The 17863-nt window shown below is 31.7% G+C and carries 14 protein-coding genes and 1 pseudogene; 7 read left to right on the plus strand and 8 right to left on the minus strand.

All coding sequences use genetic code 11. The annotated features are described in order from the left end of the window. Together K6T82_RS11035 and K6T82_RS11040 are read left to right on the plus strand one after the other, a co-directional pair. Positions 1-789, plus strand: a complete 789-nt coding sequence (locus K6T82_RS11035) for a cation efflux transmembrane domain-containing protein (RefSeq protein ID WP_035691042.1) — start codon at positions 1-3, stop codon at positions 787-789. A gap of 464 nt (positions 790-1253) precedes the next feature. Beyond that, a complete protein-coding gene (locus K6T82_RS11040; protein ID WP_223705944.1) occupies positions 1254-2450 on the plus strand; it encodes an alginate export family protein in 1197 nt (398 codons plus the stop codon). Positions 2451-3420: 970 nt separating this feature from the next. Here K6T82_RS11040 and K6T82_RS11045 read toward each other — a convergent pair. From K6T82_RS11045 to K6T82_RS11065, 5 genes are all read right to left on the minus strand, one after another. Next, the gene (locus K6T82_RS11045; protein WP_223705945.1) at positions 3421-4008 is read right to left on the minus strand and encodes a hypothetical protein; all 588 of its coding nucleotides are present in this window, start codon (positions 4006-4008) and stop codon (positions 3421-3423) included. Positions 4009-4148: 140 nt separating this feature from the next. Next, positions 4149-7766, minus strand: a complete 3618-nt coding sequence (locus K6T82_RS11050) for a type IIG restriction enzyme/methyltransferase (RefSeq protein ID WP_223705946.1) — start codon at positions 7764-7766, stop codon at positions 4149-4151. Positions 7767-7843: 77 nt separating this feature from the next. Next, complete coding sequence (locus tag K6T82_RS11055) at positions 7844-10249, minus strand: hypothetical protein (RefSeq protein WP_223705947.1); 2406 nt, start codon at positions 10247-10249, stop codon at positions 7844-7846. Positions 10250-10379: 130 nt separating this feature from the next. Next, positions 10380-10658 carry a helix-turn-helix domain-containing protein gene (locus K6T82_RS11060; RefSeq protein ID WP_223705948.1) on the minus strand — a complete coding sequence of 93 codons (279 nt, stop codon included), beginning with the start codon at positions 10656-10658 and terminating at the stop codon, positions 10380-10382. 80 nt (positions 10659-10738) lie between these two features. Continuing rightward, positions 10739-11443: a hypothetical protein gene (locus K6T82_RS11065; protein WP_223705949.1), complete on the minus strand. Its 705-nt coding sequence runs from the start codon at positions 11441-11443 to the stop codon at positions 10739-10741. An 89-nt stretch (positions 11444-11532) separates the two neighbouring features. Here K6T82_RS11065 and K6T82_RS11070 point away from each other — a divergent pair. After that, a pseudogene (locus K6T82_RS11070) lies at positions 11533-12132 on the plus strand (cryptochrome/photolyase family protein); the annotation flags it as partial. 76 nt (positions 12133-12208) lie between these two features. On the opposite strand, the gene K6T82_RS11075 reads toward K6T82_RS11070, so the two are convergent. Both K6T82_RS11075 and K6T82_RS11080 read right to left on the minus strand, forming a co-directional pair. After that, positions 12209-12661, minus strand: a complete 453-nt coding sequence (locus K6T82_RS11075; protein ID WP_223705950.1) for an Hsp20/alpha crystallin family protein — start codon at positions 12659-12661, stop codon at positions 12209-12211. A gap of 163 nt (positions 12662-12824) precedes the next feature. Next, a complete protein-coding gene (locus K6T82_RS11080) occupies positions 12825-13487 on the minus strand; it encodes a carbonic anhydrase family protein (RefSeq protein WP_338083348.1) in 663 nt (220 codons plus the stop codon). A 486-nt stretch (positions 13488-13973) separates the two neighbouring features. Here K6T82_RS11080 and K6T82_RS11085 point away from each other — a divergent pair, with 486 nt between their 5' ends. After that, a complete protein-coding gene (locus K6T82_RS11085; RefSeq protein ID WP_223705951.1) occupies positions 13974-15482 on the plus strand; it encodes a PAS domain-containing sensor histidine kinase in 1509 nt (502 codons plus the stop codon). A gap of 29 nt (positions 15483-15511) precedes the next feature. On the opposite strand, the gene K6T82_RS11090 is transcribed toward K6T82_RS11085, so the two are convergent. After that, complete coding sequence (locus tag K6T82_RS11090) at positions 15512-15940, minus strand: hypothetical protein (RefSeq protein ID WP_223705952.1); 429 nt, start codon at positions 15938-15940, stop codon at positions 15512-15514. Between the two features lie 269 nt (positions 15941-16209). Here K6T82_RS11090 and K6T82_RS11095 point away from each other — a divergent pair, with 269 nt between their 5' ends. The 3 genes from K6T82_RS11095 (at position 16210) to K6T82_RS11105 (ending at position 17829) form a co-directional block, all read left to right on the plus strand. Beyond that, complete coding sequence (locus tag K6T82_RS11095; protein ID WP_223705953.1) at positions 16210-16593, plus strand: hypothetical protein; 384 nt, start codon at positions 16210-16212, stop codon at positions 16591-16593. A 27-nt stretch (positions 16594-16620) separates the two neighbouring features. Next, positions 16621-17310: a VIT1/CCC1 transporter family protein gene (locus tag K6T82_RS11100; RefSeq protein ID WP_223705954.1), complete on the plus strand. Its 690-nt coding sequence runs from the start codon at positions 16621-16623 to the stop codon at positions 17308-17310. Positions 17311-17394: 84 nt separating this feature from the next. Beyond that, positions 17395-17829: a thioredoxin family protein gene (locus K6T82_RS11105; protein ID WP_223705955.1), complete on the plus strand. Its 435-nt coding sequence runs from the start codon at positions 17395-17397 to the stop codon at positions 17827-17829. The last annotated feature ends 34 nt before the right edge of the window (positions 17830-17863 follow it).

Below are 17863 nucleotides of genomic sequence, written 5' to 3' on the forward strand. Positions count from 1 at the left end.
ATGAAAAAAAGTATATATAATATAAGAAAAATGGATTGTCCCAGTGAGGAACAATTAATACGAATGAAGCTCGCTGGTTTAGAACAAATCAAACAGCTTGATTTTGACATTGCAAACAGAAGATTAAAGATCTATCATACGGACGACGACACTCTTATAACAAATGCAATTGATACTCTTAATCTGGACAGCACTCTGCTGGCATCAGAACATACATCAGAACATGTAGAGACAAACAGTGACTCACAGCAAAGTAAGTTATTATGGCAGGTTCTCATTGTAAACTTTTCATTCTTTCTAATAGAGATAATTACAGGTTTTATATCCAATTCGATGGGATTGGTTGCCGACAGTTTGGATATGTTCGCCGATAGCATTGTATATGGTTTAGCTCTGTTTGCTGTCGGGAGCACAGCTTCAAGAAAAGGAAGTGTAGCAAAAATAAGTGGTTATTTTCAGATTGGTCTTGCAGTTTTGGGACTTATTGAAGTTTTAAGAAGATTTGTAGACTCAGACCATATTCCTGCATACGGAACTATGATAATAGTTTCATTATTTGCACTTGTAGGTAATTCGTTATGCCTTTACCTGCTTCAAAAATCTAAAAGTAAAGAGGCACATATGGAAGCTAGTATGATTTTTACTTCGAATGATATTGTAATTAATATGGGAGTCATAATTGCTGGTATATTAGTATACTTTACTAATTCAATGGTACCCGATCTTATTATTGGTGTTTGTGTGTTTTTCATAGTCGCTAGAGGAGCATTAAAAATATTACAGTTATGATATTTGGTAATTTAAAAGTATAGAATGTTCTTCAAAATTATTTTTTTTATCGCTGCACCAATAGAGAAACCAAAAAAAATCTGTTTCACACAAATTGTGAGACAGATTTTGATCTTCTTTAACAGCGACGGGCAGTATTTTCCAGCTTAACATTGCTGCATGCATGGAGTATTGGTAATAATCATCGTTCAGGCTTTTGCATTTGTCATAGATTCTTTGGTAGAAGTGCCGGCTCTAATCGCATTACTGATTTAACAGAACAAATTATAAATGCGGATTATCAAACGTAATTATAATATTGTAAATATGAATACTATTATTACTTTTATACACTAATTCTATAGGATATTAGAAGTATGATAGTCAAAATACTTGCGAGTAAAAAAATCTTATTACTTTTTATTAATTTATGTGTATTTCAATTATACGCACAGCAAAAAAATAGCTTATCCCAACAGTTTCTAATGAATATTGAAATCAGACCAAGAGTCGAATATACTTCAAATTATTTTCTTCCTCCCAACGATTCAATTGATCCTTATTTTATTATTACCCAGAGAAACAGAATTTCTATGCAGTATGCTAGAGAAAAATGGCTTATTAAATCCGATTTACAGGAAATTCATCTTTGGGATGAAAACAGCAAAGCTTCCAAAGTTGGAAGCATTAATTTTTATCAATTGTATTTTGAGACTAATATTAAATCTCTAAATGTACGATTGGGAAGGCAAAGTGTTTTATTAGATAATGGCAGATTATTTTCTGATGCTCCTTGGGCACAGCAAGGGAGAGCCCATGAAGGAATACGGATAATGAAATACTCAAAATATTTCTCTAATGATTTTTTCTTTTTGTTTACCAGAAACTACAGCACTGAATTTGAGTCAGCCTACTCTCCTGTTGCATCAAATAGGTATAAATACCTGTTGGTAAATAGTCTCAATTACAATAACAATCATGGATTTTCATTTAATTCATTGAATGCTGTTGATTTTTTAGAAAACTCAAGTTCAGGGAAATTGTATACTCGTGCAACAGCAGGCGGAAGAATAGAATTTAAAACGAAACAATGGTATTATACTTTAAATTCATATTGGCAGTTTGGACGTAATTCAAAAGGTCAAAAATTATTTGCTTACTATTTTCAACCTGAAGTTAAATTATCTCTATTGAAATCTACTTGGCGTTTAGGTGCAGAAATAATTAGTGGCAGCAGTCCTAATCTATCAGATAATAGTTCGGGAGATTTTGATGTCTTATATGGCGTGACATGGAAGTTCAATGGAAATATGAATGTCTTTACCCGTTTTCCCTCCGACGTTAACGGAAAAGGTTTAGTAAATCCTTATCTATTTACCGTAATTCCCTTAAATAGTAAACTATCTCTTCGTTCTGATTTTCACCTTTTTTATACTCGATACCCGCTTTTAAATAATTTGGGTCAAAAAATGACAAAGTTTCTTGGATATGAAAATGATTTTTCTTTGAAGTACTTACCTGTCAAAGAACTGGAAATTAATTATGCCTTTTCTTTTTATAAATCAACAAACGCAATGCAATATCTGCCAAAAATACAAGATGAAAATAAACTTGCTATTTGGAGCTACTTAATGATTTCATATTCTTTTAACGCGATCAATTTAAAGCATTATAAAAATTAAATAAAATAATATCCTGTATTAAATCTTACACAATTAAAAAATCTAAAGTTTGTTTTATCTGAAAGGTTGAATTATATCATCAACAAATTTTGATATTCATTTTCTTAAATAAATATTTTATTTTTAATCACTATATTTTATCTGGATATGCAAGTATCTACCCAACAAATAATTATTACAGCTAAAAGATAAAAGCATAAAGTTATTTAACGTTTTTCAATACATACCCTAACGATACATGCAAACCGCTTCAAAACAAAAAATCAAAAAATTATCTTACAAATTCACTTGAAAATAAGCCAATTTCTTTAAATCGTTCATAAAATGGTTTGTAAATTGTTCAGTAAGGGTCACAATTAAAATCCTTAAACATACTGATTAACAGGAGTTTAAGGATTTTTTATTTCTGTATTTGTACGATTTTTGTATTATGGCTTTAAAGTCCCCATAAAAAGTAAGATTTACGGCAAAATAAATCTGTCGTTTTTTAGCTTCACTTTACACTTTTTGCGCCAAATCAAAATACCAATACAGATTTAATTGCATTGTGTTTGATATTAGAACTTAATTATTAGTTACGCACTCTGTACACGTGATGAGATAGAGATATATTCATTTAAAATCATTAATGATATTTTTTAACGGTGAGGTTACGGTGAGTATTTACCCTAATGTTACCCTAATGGATTAAATTTGAAAAAAGTTGATTAATCAAATCGTTACGCACGCGAATAGATAGGAATGACTTTTATTTCCGAACCATTACGCGCACGTATCGTTTTACTTCTGATATTAATTTGACCTATACGCGCGTAACAGATAGTTGCATATTGGTTTTCCCTATCTCATTACGCGTAACAGATAATGCAAAACAAATTATTAAAAACCATTAATGATTATTCACAACGGTAAGATTACGGTTAGCATTAAACCATAAAAAAAAACCGCTCATCTCTGAACGGTTATATTTTTACATCATCAATAATTTTTCAATTGTTCCTACTGGAAAACTATCAGCTTTAAGTATTTTATTATTTAGCCTTTTGAAACGTTTCGTTTCTTTGCCGTTGTAATGCGTTTTAAAATACTTTTTGAAGCGTTCTTCATATACGTCGTCTGAAAGGTAACACGCATCAAATATTTTACCCAAATCCCTATTCTTTTTACTTTCTAATTGTTTTGAATACATTAATCCGTTAAACGCCTCTCGATGTAAAAAATAACCACTATGCAAATATAATTTTCTGCAATGCTTTCCAGTATTCGGACAAACAAAATATAAAACCTCTCCTTTGCCTAAATTAGACGGTTTACTGATTATCTTGACCTTGTAATTTTTAGGCTCTCCATTACATTTGTAATCTAAAACAATAAATGTTTCAAAATCATTCTTTGTAACTTTAATCCCAATATTTGAATGTGGTGTTCCGTTCCTACTCCAACTAACTGTACCGGATTTTGTACCGTTATAAGTTAAGTAGTCCCATTCTTTGAGTTTCTTTATTGATAAATACAAACAGTCTTCAACTGTTGCTGGATAATTAGCGTAACGTCCCATAGAGAATAACCTAAATTATTAAGGAATAAATGATTTGTTTTCTATAACTAATTTACGAAAAATTAATCTAATTAACTAAAAACAAGTTATTTATAATACGATTAATCTAATTCAAAACACTACATAAATAAGTACTTCAATTAACTATTTTCGACGATTTGTATTTCGTCAGGTTTTAATCCATATAACGCATACACCATAGCATCTATTTCTTTTTCTAGAGTTGTTATATCTGCTTCTGGGTTTTCTTGTTTTAAGGCTAATATTTGGTTGACTTTATTAATTAACTTTACATCATTTGAATTGCAAAGAGGAGAATTTCTTAAATAAATAGGCTTAATTTCATAATCAAGAAACCTTACAGAATATATCCAGTTAAATAATTTTGAATTTAAAACTCCTAATAAGCCTTCTAAACTATTTTCATCTTTAGAAATAATATTAGAGAGCCTATTTAAATTATAACAGTTATCATTATCAATAGTAGAAACTATACGCACTTTCATTGAAATATTCCTTGTTCTTACAACCAATATTTTTGGTCTATTAAAAAATTTCTCGTCAGGTAGTGAACGACCTAATTTACCTTTACTTCTAACAAATTCTTTATCATACATTATAAAACCTTTAGTTTTAACTTTACCATATTTAACAGGGATTCCTGTGCCAGGCACCATTGGGTGATATTTTTCATTAATTTTAGATTCAGAAGTCAGTTCATCTTTAATATAGCCTGTATTGATTCCTACACCAATGTCATACTTTGTGTCGATAAATGGAAAGGTTTTAAAAAGTTTGTCAATCAATGCATATTCTTTTCCGTCTAATAAATAATCAAAAATAAACCCATCATTATTAGTGAACCTTGATTGTTCGATTGTTTTTGACTTCGTATTATAGATTTCTTTAGGTTCGGAAGGTGTTTTTACATCTATCAAATTATTACTCTCTTTAGCTTTCTTTAAAATATAAACTACTGAATCGACTGTAGCTTCTTCAAAAACGTTTGGACCTAAAGGTATTAACTGCACTATTTGTGAGCTTTTTAAAATAAATTCTCTTGTTTTAGAAAATGAATTTTGTAAAATGAAGGAAGAATTAGTTATAAAAGAATGAAATGAATTTACCTTTTGTATTTTCAAAGAAAGTTCAATGAAAAATTTATATAAATCAAAGTTACCACTTGTTGCAAAAAAAATAGCTTTAAAATAATTTTTGTAGCTATCAAAATCAGCATTTCTGTATACATAAGGAGGATTTCCAATTACAACATCAAAACCTAAATAGTTTCCATTATCATCCAACACTTCAGGAAATTCAAAACGCCATTCAAATGCATTATTATAAATAGCATTATTTATAGTATCTTCTTTTTCTTGTACAAACTTATCGGCATCGGCTTTTAGCTTTTTTAGTTTGTCTTTTTCGGCTTTTTTAATTTTTTCGCCAAAAAGTGCTAAATTATCTAGTCGTTGTTTTTCGTTTTCATAGGTACCTACTGCTTTAGATACTTTGTCGATAAATTTATTGTCTAGTGTACTTTTAAAGTTGTTTTTTACTTCGTTTATTATTTCTAATACTTGGTATTTTTCCTCTTTACTGTTGGAGTTTTTATAATCGTTTACCGCTTTTTTATAATTGGTAAAATTGTATTTTACTTCTTTTCCTTTAAAGGCATCTTTTAAATCGTCTTGCAAATTAAAACGGCTTATCAAGGAGTTACCACATTTAATGTTAATATCTATATTTGGTAAGGTATGTAGCTGTTTCTTCTCTGTATAATAAGCGTTTTTTAATAACTCTATCCACAAACGTAAACGACATATTTTTACTGAATTTGGGTTAATATCTACACCAAATAAACAATTTTCTATAAGGATTTGTTTTTCTTCAAAGAGTGTTTTTTGTATACGAGCGCTTTCTGTATCATTAGGGTTGTATTCAAATAAATACCCGTTCGCATCTGATATGTATAGTTCGTCGCTTTCTATTTGTATATCAATTCGTAATGGTATCCCTTTTTCGTCTACTAATATGCCTAATTCATTTTTAATGACAATTAATTCATTAAGTGCAGATACTAAAAAGTGACCTGAACCTACTGCGGGGTCGCAAATGCGTAAACTATTTATGAGTGTATTGAATCGTTTAGAATTGTCGGGTTTAAAAAAACGTGATGTATATGCTTTTACATCTTCAAATGTCTCTATTGTATCATTTTCATTTTCTTTGAATTTTTGCACTACTGTTCTGCGTATGGTTTCTTTACACATATACATAGTTATGTATGCAGGTGTATAAAATGAACCATCTTTGTACCCGTTTATTTTTTCGAATATTAAACCTAATACAGATGCATTGATTAATGTTTTTGTTTCCTTTCCTTCAACTATTCCTTCTGTTCCATCAGTAGCAAAGTCATAAGCATCAAGAAATTTAAAAAGATAGTCTAATGTTTTTAGGTTGCCTTTAAATTTTTTACCATTAACATCTTTCAAAACAGTACTTGGATGAACTGTCATTTCATCATCTTTTAATGCTGAAATTGTGAAAGTCAAATCTTCCATACTACCATCCTCTACAGAAAACAAAGAACTATTTAAATATGGAATGTATTTATACGTTTCCGCGAATTTTTCATGTCTTTCATTGTAAGGTTTTGCTAAAGCTGAAAAAAACAAATCATTCAATGCATCAAAACCATTGATAAAACTACTATTTAAAAACTTGTATTCTTTTGCTCCTTTGTGATAGATTGCTAATTGTGATTCTAAAAGCTTAAGAAAAAGAATTCTATTTATCCAAGTCAAACATAATTCTAAACCAACATTAAAAGCTTTATTTCCTTGACCTTCTGTTAGATTTACTTTTCTTAAATAATCCTTATCTTCTAGTGTAAAAATGGTATTTTCTAATAATGATGCGTAATCTTTTGATTTACTATCTTTTCTTTGTATTACTTTTTTACTACCATCTGGTACCTCTTCTAAACCAATAATGTGTAGTAATTCGTTATAGAAGTTTTTGTTTAATTGGTTACTATCGTTTCCAAAACTATGTCCTAATAAATGAACATTAGAAAATATTTTAAAGTAAGTGTTTAGTTTATTATCATCTAAAGAGTTTAGGTTTACTTTGCTAAAATCTAAATACACAAATGGTAATTCCTCTTTAACTTCTTCAATATATTTTTTAGCAATTTCATTATAAAACAACTCATTTTTAGTAGTATCTTTTAAACCATCTCTAAAAGCTTCGTATTCTTTTATTAGTGCTTTATTTTTATAAAAATAATTGTAAAAATCTTCTGCTTTAAACAAAAACCATTCGTAGCCATTCGTAGCTATCAAATGTTTTATATTGTTATTTTTACCATCTAAACGTTCCCTTAAGTAATACAAAAGTAATTCTTGTAATGCTTTTTTATTTAGATTTCTTTCTGAAATAAACTCAACTTTATTACTTGGTTTTTTTGCTTCTATAATAACACCAATATCCGATTTTGCAGTACTGTCTAAATAGATTGCTAAATCTATTCTTTCTTTAGTGTTTATATAATTGTCTTTAAAAAATGTATTGGAAAAGAAATCTTTAAAGTGAGATTTTATATGCTCTTCACTTTCACCTTTTTCATCACTTAATTTTACTGCTTCTATACAGACTTTTAATTTTTCTATAAAAGTAGTAACATCATTCCTTAAAGGTTTGTGTTTTCTATATGCAGGATTTAGTGCCTTTCTAGTATTAATTTTATTCATAAAAAGATAATTATTTACTTTTCGTAAATGTATAAATATAATATTGTTATTATATTTATTTTCGACAAGGAATAATTTTAGTCAAAATCGAATTTCGAAAATATTAAGTTTTGACTTGGTTTATTAATTGGTTTTATAACTTTGGCACTATCGCTAACTTTATGATACTGCAAATATTCTTTAAAAAATGTGTCGCCTTTATAAAATGCTTCTTCAGGAGAAATGCAATTAAAAACACTTTTACTTAGATCAGTATCAAAACTGTTTTCTATATCTGTATTAAACTTAACTTCTTTTGTTGGCATTGCTTTATATAAATGCTCAAAACAATTTACTCCAGCATCAATATTGTTTATTTTAATTTTTAAAATTTCTTCTATCAATTCAAGTTTTAACTGGTTTTGAATATCTGTATCGGTTTGAATTTCCAATTCTGTAATTGCTCCAGCAATCGTGCATAAAATCAAAAATAATTGATGTACTGATTGTTTGTTTTCTTGGCTTGTTTCAAATGTTTGTAAGCTCTTTATAGTATCATTATTAAAGAGGTTACAATCTTTCTGTTTTCTTGGTTTATAAAAGCTTCCTGTACATAACAAATTGAATTTCTTAATTATAGCATACGTCAATAAATTGTTTCGTTTATGTCCTATAATTGTATTCTCACTCAAAAAACCGTAATCATTATTTTGAATTCGTTCACGCACTAAATCAATTAAATTTTTATAATTCAGCAAAATATTAATCTCTTTTATTGCTTTATTTTTTTCGTTTAAAAAATCAATATTTTTTTTGAATTGAGGTTTTCCAACAATATCAAAATCACGTTTTCTAAAGTTCTTTAAATCAAAACCATTGCTATTGTATTTAATCAGTCGTAAATAAGTCGCTCTAACATTAAAAACATAATTACTTTGTCTTCTTATGTGCTTCAATATTAATTCAAGTTCCAAAGGCTTTATTTTACGTTTATTCAAATGAAACAAAACATCTAACATATTTTCACAAAGTGAAATAAAAATTTGATTTGGATTCTCAACAAATTGTTTACGTGAGTAGATTAATGTTTCGCTTAAATTGATTACTTCTTCTTTTATTTCTTCAACAAAATCATTGTAGTTATTTAGATTAAAGCCAGCACTTATGTACTCAAAATTATCTATGTATATTATAAAAGTATCCGTTTTGCCTTTGATTTGAGGTTTTTTGAAATCGTGTTTAGTTACCATATTTAAACCATTTGGCAAACTATTAATGTAAGCATACGGCAATCGCTTGTCTGATAAATAGAAGTTTTCTCTTATTACTGGTCTGTTAAGTTCTTTCAAACCAAAATCACAATTTGGGTGTACTCTTAAAATTTGCGGTTTTGTTTTATCATCTATAAAAAGTACTGCATCGTGAAGCCGTGCGCCACGCTGTAAATTATTAATGCTTACAAAATTATTTATTGCGGTTTCTTCTTGGTCAGTCATAAACGAAATAAATTTATATTTTTCGTTATGCGTATAGTATAACAAATCTGTACTTTGTTCATCTGTATAACCACAATCTAAGAAAAAAGCCTCTGTAAACTCTTTACTTTTATATTTGCCACTATTGCAAATAGTATTAAACAAAATCTTTGCTTCACTCCTTGTTATGCCTTTTGTAAGCATCAAATTATTATAAATGTCATCTTTTAAATTCGCTCCTGTTTCAATGTCTAAAAATGTAGGGAATGCACTTTTTATGTCACATTCGATTAACTTAAACGGTGCTAATGGTCTTAATTGCCTTGATGTTTTAGGCAATGGATTATATTCTCTATGGTCTTTAATTGAAATATTAAAATGCGAAGTTGATAATTTCAATTCTTTGCATATTAAAAACAAAATACCGTAATACCATTGACTAACCAATGTAAACCCATTAATCGGCATTGATTTTGACTTTCTACTATCAACATCAATATACTTTTTATCTAAATAATTTCGATCAAAATTATACTTTTCAATTGGTAGCTTTTCTCCAGTATTTATGTAGTGATTAACGTAATCTATATGCTGGTGATATCCAAAATATTGAGAATTAAAAAACCAAGCACTTTGTATTATTAGCCAACAATGTTTAAATAATGGCGCATCAACTAATGAATAGAACTTTATATCTAATTCATAAATTGCCGTATAGGTTGTTAAATTATTAGCATCAATAAACCCTTTAACCTTTTCAATTGTATAGTACTTGTCTTTTATTTTATGCGTGAAAATTTCACTATAAAAATAAGCCATAGCCAAAAGTGTAATTTCTGAAAACGATACGCCAAATCCGTTTTTATTGTCGCCTTTCATATTGTTTAAAGCGTTTATAAAATCAGTTTCGATATTCTTTGAAATACGGTTTTGAATATCAGTTTTTAAATTAGAATTATTATAAAAATCTAACTTAATCCATTCAGCAATATAAGTTTTTGGTACGGCTTTATTGTTTGCCGTTTCCATAGCTTATATTTTTATAAATACACTTGAAACTATACTATAAATGATTTGCTTAAAAGCACTAAAAACCTTAAATTTGTTTTGCTTTAATACCTCAAAATAAGGACTTTGTAAATATCTACTTTGCATAGTCCTATTTTTTTAAAGGAATTAAACATTCCAATAATTCCGCTTTTTTGTAGTATCTGCGGTTTCCAATTCCATAAGCAACAACTTTACCTTTGTTTGTCCAATACCATAACGTGCTACTATCAATGTGCAAATAATCGCACGTTTGTTCTCGGGTTAATAACTCATCAGGATTGTGAGTATTTGTGGTTGCTTTTTTTTGCTCTAAAAATTCAAGTGTTTTTAAAGCAATTTTTTCAGTTAAATCATCTACTGAAATTGGTGTTAAAATTAAATTGTGCATCTTTTTATCTTTAAAAGTTTACACAAACCACGTGAGGTATTTTAAGGGGTATTTTTAGGTACGTACCCCGAAGTACCCAGTTATTTTGAATTATATTTATCTTCTATGTAATTACTAATTAATAGACTGTTATTTGATAATCTAATAATTTCATTTTTCCATTCTTTACTAAAGGCTTTTGAAATTAATCTTTCGTTGTTTAAGTCAATTTTTATAAATTCTCTGTAAAAACTTTGTCCAGTAGTTCCCGTTTTTTCTCTTCCTATTTTTTCTATTTCTCTTTTTACAAAAGTTCCTTCAATACTTTTTGGAGGTTGTTGTCCATTTGCACTTAACTCAATCCAATACAGCAAAGCATACCATTTTTCTGCAATTTTTTTTTGTTTACCTTTATTAGGTTTATCGGCTGTATTTTGTTGAGGTTCTTTAATTATAAAATCATAAATTTCAAAGTAAGGTTCTACAATTAGTTTAAATTCCGCTATCAGTTCTTTAATAAAATCATTTGATTTATTTCTCTCTAATACGAAATACATTCTTTTTAATAGATATTTTTTATCTGAAATATTATATCTATCTTCTTTTAAAATAACATTTGGTAGCATTCGAAATCTCATTGGCAAACAACCTAAATCCTTTTCGTTTTCAATATTTTCAACTAATTTGACAATTGCTTTTTCAAACTCTGTTATTAGCAATTCATTATTAATATCCTGTTCCCAATAATCCGTTTTTGGTTTTTCTTTTGATTCTATTTTGCTTATAGTATCATTATACCAATTCATAAACGAAGCCTTTAAAGTATCGCTATTAATACTTAAAATTCCGAAACCATACATTATTGCTTTCTTGGTAAAATTTAGCCAATTTAAACCGCGAATATATGAGAGGTATTTACTGGCATAAAATGCCGGAATTTGCTACATTGAATTTTTTCAATAATACAGAGAAACTTCCCAATTGGTACTGGACAGGAAAAACAAAAATGAACTGCCTTAAAGATGCCATAAAACAGTCTCTGACATTTGCCTACGCACATCATATCCAGCGTTTAATGATTACAGGAAATTTTGCTCTTCTGGCCGGAACAGATCCCAGCGAGGTTGATGCCTGGTATCTCGGTATTTATATAGATGCGCTCCACTGGGTCGAAATTACCAATACTCGAGGTATGAGCCAGTTTGCAGACGGGGGAATTATAGGTACGAAGCCTTATGTAAGTTCAGCTTCTTATATTGATAAAATGAGCCATTACTGCGGGACCTGTTTTTATAATAAAGCAAAAAAAACAGGCGATAAAGCCTGTCCTTTTAACAGCCTGTATTGGAATTTTTATGACAGGCATGAAAGTAAGCTTGCCCAGAATCCGAGAATTGGAATGATGTATAAACTATGGCATAACATGAAGCCTGAAGATAAAACGGCATTATTACAGCAGGCGGATTATTATTTAAAACATATCAATGAGCTGTAAAGACGCCATTGATAGTATTACAAAAGAAAAAGCTGCCTTTTAAGGGCAGCTTTCCATTATGAGCAGGGATGAATTTTTAAGAAATCTCAATCATCCTTGGTGTCTTTTCTCTGGCCTGTTCCAGTTTTGGAATAGAGAGCAGTAAAATTCCGTTTTCATAACGGGCACGGATTTTATCCTCGTCTACCACATTTTTAGGAAGTACAAAACTTCTCTGGAACGATTGATAACTGAACTCTCTGCGGGTGTAATTTTCCTGCTCTGTATTTACCTGATGCTGCTTGGATGAAGAAATCAGCAGCTGTCCATTATCAAGGGTAACTTGAAAGTCTTCCTTGTTCATACCAGGCGCGGCAACTTCTACTTCATAATTCTCATCAGTTTCCTTAATGTTTACTGAGGGCAGTGTGGTGCTTGTGGTTGAAAAATTGTTGTTTTCCCAATTGAAAAGATCGCGGCCAAAAACATCATCAAAAAACAAGCGTTGGAACCCAGGCACGCTGGCTCCGTTTCTTCTAATAAGATTCATAACTGTAATTTTTAAAATTGTTATACAATAAATTTTTGAACTTGCACAAAGATGTGCGCCAGCAAAAAAACAAAAAATATGCCAGTGGTTAATTCTGACATTTTTTCATAATTAATTATGAAAAAATGTCATTTTGATCTATAAATCGTTGCAGCTGTTTTATTTATGATCCAAAATTAATAGTTTCAGGAAAAAATACCACTTCCCCTGTAGTAATGTCGTGTGATCCTCCAACAATTCCAATTTCTCCCTTTTCAATCATTTCTTTGAGTATCGGACTGCGCTGCATAATTGATGCAACAGTACGTTTAACATTAATAACCGAAACATTTTCCACAAAAGCAGCATTGCCTGAATTGCGGTTTTCTTTTGTCTGGGTTTCATCATCAACTGCAGGTCTTATTTTGGTCAGTAACGCTGTGAGATTACCCATTTCGACGTGGTCGCAGGCACCTTTTACAGCACCGCATTTGGTATGGCCGAGTACTACAATAATTTTTGACCCTGCCACCTTGCAGCCAAATTCCATGCTGCCTAAGATATCCTCGTTGATAATGTTTCCGGCAATACGTACGCTGAAGACATCCCCAAGTCCCTGATCGAAAATTAATTCTGCTGAAGTTCTACTATCGATACAGCTCAGAATTACAGCAAAAGGATGCTGGCCGTCTGAAGTTTCATTGGCCTGCTGCAGAAGATTACGGTTTACTTTCAGGTTGCTTACAAATCTCTGGTTTCCTTCCTTTAGAAGCTCTAAAGCCTTGGAAGGAGTTATTGCTGCCTGCATTTCTTTAGTTAATGTTTTCATTTGTGAGTGGTGTTTAATGTTTATGATAAAAAAAAATTCCGGCTGCCGCGATTTAGGTATTTCAGGTTCTTTTAAAAATTCTTTTATATTGATTTGAATTGTTCTTGCTATATTGTACTGACCATAATACGAATACCATATTAAATACTGAAAAAAAGCTATATATCTACTAATGCATATAACTCAAAAGAAGTTTATTTTAGTTTTATTAATTAAAAGATAGTCAGCAAATTTACCTGTTGAAAAGCTATAAAAAAAATCGCTTTAAGAAAAAAAATAATATTTTAAATACCGTTTTACCAACCCTAACATGGCGATAATATAATTATTTTTAGAAAAACTGACTTACTAAAGTTTCTTCAGTTACGGCCTATGGAACAATAATGTCTCAAAATTGAAAATGATTCCCTATTTTAGTTGAAATTGTGAAATACCTAAGCAAAATAATATAAAGAAAATCAGCAGAAGAAATTTACCTTCGATGATTAAAACAACTAAAACGCTATGTACCAAAATCCAGGACTTTTGAATGATATAGTGGGGGCACTTCCTTTGCCTGTCGCAGTATACACAGGAGACAGCTTAAAGGTTGAAATTGCCAATCCTGCCATGATCAGGACCTGGGGAAAAGGAGATCAGGTAATTGGAAAAAATTATCCCGATATTGTTCCCGAAATTCAAGACCAGCAGATTATTGATCAGGCTCTTACTGTCCTTAAAACCGGAATCCCATTTCATGCGAAAAATAAAAAAGTAGACCTTGTTATTCAAGGGGTAATGACCGAACACTATTTTAACTACAGTTTTATTCCTCTTTTTAATGAGAAAGGCGAAGTATACGGAGTGCTTAATACGGGAGCCGATGTCACTGATCTTCACCAGGCTAAAGAAGAGGCAAAAAGTGCAAACGAAAAACTTACCATGGCAATTGATGCCGCGGGTCTTGGAACCTACGAAATAGATCTGGCTACAAAAACAGTTAAAACTTCAGGAAATTTTAACGCCATCTGGTCTATTGAAAAAGAGGTAAGTAATGAAGAGCTGATCGCCAGGCTGCATCCGGATGATTTACCCGTACGCGAAAAAGCGCACGAGCAGGCCCTGATCACTGGAAAAATCAGCTATGAGACAAGGATACTTCAAGAGGACCATTCTGTAAAGTGGACAAAAATTAATGGTAAGATAATCAATGACCAGCAAGGGAACCCAAAAACAATTATCGGCATTATACAGGATATTCAGGAGCAGCGTGCCTTTGAAGAAGAGCTGAAAAAACAGGTTGTCGACCAGACAGAAGAACTGCAGCGTTCCAACAATGACCTGCTGCATTTTGCAGGAATAGTGAGCCATGACCTCAGGGAACCTGTTCGAAAAATTAAAATATTCAACACCCTTTTAAGCAATGAGAAAAAACCAGGTTTCTATAGAACTTCAAAAAAATACCTTTCTAAAATTAACCACTCTGCTCAAAGGATGGAAAACATAATTGAGGGCATCCTCACCTATTCTACCCTGGACAAAACTGCGCAGTCCTTCGAGAAAATAGACCTTAATGAAATCCTTGAAAACATAAAGACAGATCTCGAACTTGTTATACAGGAAAAAGATGCTGTTTTAATTACATCCGAGCTTCCTGAAATAGAAGGCGCGTCAATTTTAATCAACCAGCTTTTCTACAACCTGATTCAAAACGCGCTTAAATTCTCAAAAGCAGACGTGCCGCCAAGGGTAATTATAACCTCTGGTCTTATAAATGATAACGGTGTTGACTGCGTGAAAATAATAATTAAAGATAACGGCATTGGACTGGATCCGGCATTTAACGAAAGGATATTCAACGCTTTTGAAAGACTGCATTCCAAAGACCAGTACGAAGGGAATGGTCTTGGCCTTGCACTGTGCAGAAAAATTGTTAAAAGACACAATGGAAGCATCACGGCAGCAGGCGAAAAAGACAATGGAGCTGAATTCACTGTCATACTTCCTCTTAGACATGAGGATAAAATTTCCTAAAGATTTATTAGATCGTATTACAGCAACTATTATTTCGCTTCTCTATAGATTTCAATTTTGCCTGCAACAGCAAAACTTAAAAGATAATCTATTGCTTCTGTATAGGTATCATTCGTTAAATTAATCTTCATTTTCTTGTAAAACGGACCCGCTGACTGTATATTCTGATTTGTGGATAGTATAAAATAATGCGGCAGGATGTGTTTTGCTGTTTCTTTACGCAGCACTGCCTCTGTGATTTCTTCTTTTTTTTCTTCAATAAAATAATTTCCTGGAAAATTTAATCTGTTTTGATCTATAAATACCAAAAGCTGGTCGAGTTCCATTTTGCTGAATGCCTGCAGCTTTATAGTCCTGCTGTTAAGGCTCATAAGTTTAAGCCATGTGATATTTACAACCAGCTTTTTTAAAACTGCATCATTATTAAAATAAGCTAACTGCGTATTAAGTGAATACATACAATGCAGACCAGTTTTGAATTAAAAATTTATGAATTTGATGATGCGAAAAATGCTTTTAAATACTGATAATGGAGCAATGATAACCAAGAATGCTCTTTATTGGCTTCTGAACAGTTTTAAAAGTCCCTCTTTTACCCTGCTAACTTAGTGAGAATTAGACTGAGAAAATACCAACGATAAAATTTAGAATCATTCTATTTTTTTTACTTCATAAACTGTTAGATTTTAAAGTAATTTTATTGTGTAAACAAATCGAATTCAATACAATGAGGTTAGAAAAGGACGAAAAATCGCTGCACGAATATCTTCAGGAAATTGATAAAAAAATAGATCTTTTAAATGATCAAAAGATACTGTTTTTTATTGATTATTTGGCACTTGGCCTCAGCAAGGATGACGCAGAGGACTGTCTTAAATGGGAAAATATCTTATTTGTGGTGCCGGACCGCCATATATCCAATCAAATAAAAAAATACAAATACTCCATATCCAGAATTCATTTTCTGACCAACCCTAACGCTGAGAAGATCCATATTTTCGATTTCAACGACTGGAGGAACAGCACCCGAAATAAAACACAATTTCAGATCAGGGAATTTCTCAAAACCAATTTTGGAGGTGTAAAAAAACAAGATCATGATTCCAAGTAAAATTTAAACAACCAAAAAAACAGCACTATGCACAACGAAAACCATTATATCAACAGAAGCGGATGGCTCAGGGCTGCGGTGCTCGGAGCAAACGACGGAATACTTTCCACTACAAGTTTAGTTATCGGGGTTGCAGCGGCAAGTGCAACCAGAGAACCTATTCTGCTTGCTGCTGTTGCAGGACTGGTGGCCGGGGCTCTTTCTATGGCAGCTGGGGAATACGTATCGGTAAGTTCCCAATCAGATGTCGAATCTGCTGATTTAACAAGAGAGAAAGCTGCACTTGAAACCATGCCTGATGAAGAACTTGAGGAATTAACAGAGATTTACATTCAAAGAGGACTTGATAAAGAGTTAGCCGGACTGGTCGCACGCAAATTGATGGCTCACGACGCTCTGGCTGCCCATGCAAGAGATGAACTGGGAATCAATGAAATCACCCAGGCCAATCCCCTGACTGCTGCCTTTGCATCAGCAGTATCGTTCATTGTGGGCGGTACACTTCCGCTTTTGACAGCTATTTTTGCTCCCATAAAAGACATGGTATTTTTCCAATATGGATTTTCGATACTTTTTTTAGCTTTTTCAGGAATTCTAGCAGCTAAAGCAGGTGGGTCAAATACATTCAAAGCTGTTTTGCGCATCTGCATTTGGGGTACATTCGCAATGGCAGCCTCTGCTCTGGTTGGATATCTTTTTGGAGTTCAGACCGCTTAAAAATTAATCTAATCTTAAGCGCGTCCGAAAAATAAGAACCACAACAATTCGTTATTTCGTATATATCTAAAAACAAACTGTAAAATGAAACTAATCACAATGTTCTTTTTACTGACAGTGCTTCCGATTAATTGGGAACCTGACTTTAATAATGCAAAAAAAACGGCAAAGGAAAAGCACGAATTAATTCTGCTGAACTTCTCGGGTTCAGACTGGTGCGGGCCTTGTATCGTCCTTCGCAGAGATTATCTTGAAAGTCCGAGCTTCACTGATATGGCAAATGAAAACCTGGTGCTGGTTAATGCTGATTTTCCAAGAAAGAAAAAAAATATTGGCCCCCCTGAGCAGGTCAAACGCAACGAAGATTTAGCTGAAATATACAATAAAGAAGGAAGTTTCCCCTTAACCCTACTTCTCGATGCCGATGGCAAAGTACTTAAAACCTGGCATGGAAAACCAGAAATATCACCCGAGCAGTGGACAGCCGAAATAAAAGCAATCTGTGAGAGCCGAAAATAACATCCGCAAAAACTATAAATTCTCGCAATCCCTG

It is taken from the genome of Flavobacterium potami, assembly GCF_020026915.1.
Taxonomy (GTDB): domain Bacteria; phylum Bacteroidota; class Bacteroidia; order Flavobacteriales; family Flavobacteriaceae; genus Flavobacterium; species Flavobacterium potami.

Excerpts from the sequence above, each read along its gene's own strand:
- K6T82_RS11035 (WP_035691042.1), top strand. The coding sequence starts at position 1 with ATGAAAAAAAGTATATATAATATAAGAAAAATGGATTGTCCCAGTGAG.
- K6T82_RS11040 (WP_223705944.1), top strand. The coding sequence starts at position 1,254 with ATGAATATTGAAATCAGACCAAGAGTCGAATATACTTCAAATTATTTT.
- K6T82_RS11045 (WP_223705945.1), bottom strand. The coding sequence starts at position 4,008 with ATGGGACGTTACGCTAATTATCCAGCAACAGTTGAAGACTGTTTGTAT.
- K6T82_RS11050 (WP_223705946.1), bottom strand. The coding sequence starts at position 7,766 with ATGAATAAAATTAATACTAGAAAGGCACTAAATCCTGCATATAGAAAA.
- K6T82_RS11055 (WP_223705947.1), bottom strand. The coding sequence starts at position 10,249 with ATGGAAACGGCAAACAATAAAGCCGTACCAAAAACTTATATTGCTGAA.
- K6T82_RS11060 (WP_223705948.1), bottom strand. The coding sequence starts at position 10,658 with ATGCACAATTTAATTTTAACACCAATTTCAGTAGATGATTTAACTGAA.
- K6T82_RS11065 (WP_223705949.1), bottom strand. The coding sequence starts at position 11,443 with ATGAATTGGTATAATGATACTATAAGCAAAATAGAATCAAAAGAAAAA.
- K6T82_RS11075 (WP_223705950.1), bottom strand. The coding sequence starts at position 12,661 with ATGAATCTTATTAGAAGAAACGGAGCCAGCGTGCCTGGGTTCCAACGC.
- K6T82_RS11085 (WP_223705951.1), top strand. The coding sequence starts at position 13,974 with ATGTACCAAAATCCAGGACTTTTGAATGATATAGTGGGGGCACTTCCT.
- K6T82_RS11090 (WP_223705952.1), bottom strand. The coding sequence starts at position 15,940 with ATGTATTCACTTAATACGCAGTTAGCTTATTTTAATAATGATGCAGTT.
- K6T82_RS11095 (WP_223705953.1), top strand. The coding sequence starts at position 16,210 with ATGAGGTTAGAAAAGGACGAAAAATCGCTGCACGAATATCTTCAGGAA.
- K6T82_RS11100 (WP_223705954.1), top strand. The coding sequence starts at position 16,621 with ATGCACAACGAAAACCATTATATCAACAGAAGCGGATGGCTCAGGGCT.
- K6T82_RS11105 (WP_223705955.1), top strand. The coding sequence starts at position 17,395 with ATGAAACTAATCACAATGTTCTTTTTACTGACAGTGCTTCCGATTAAT.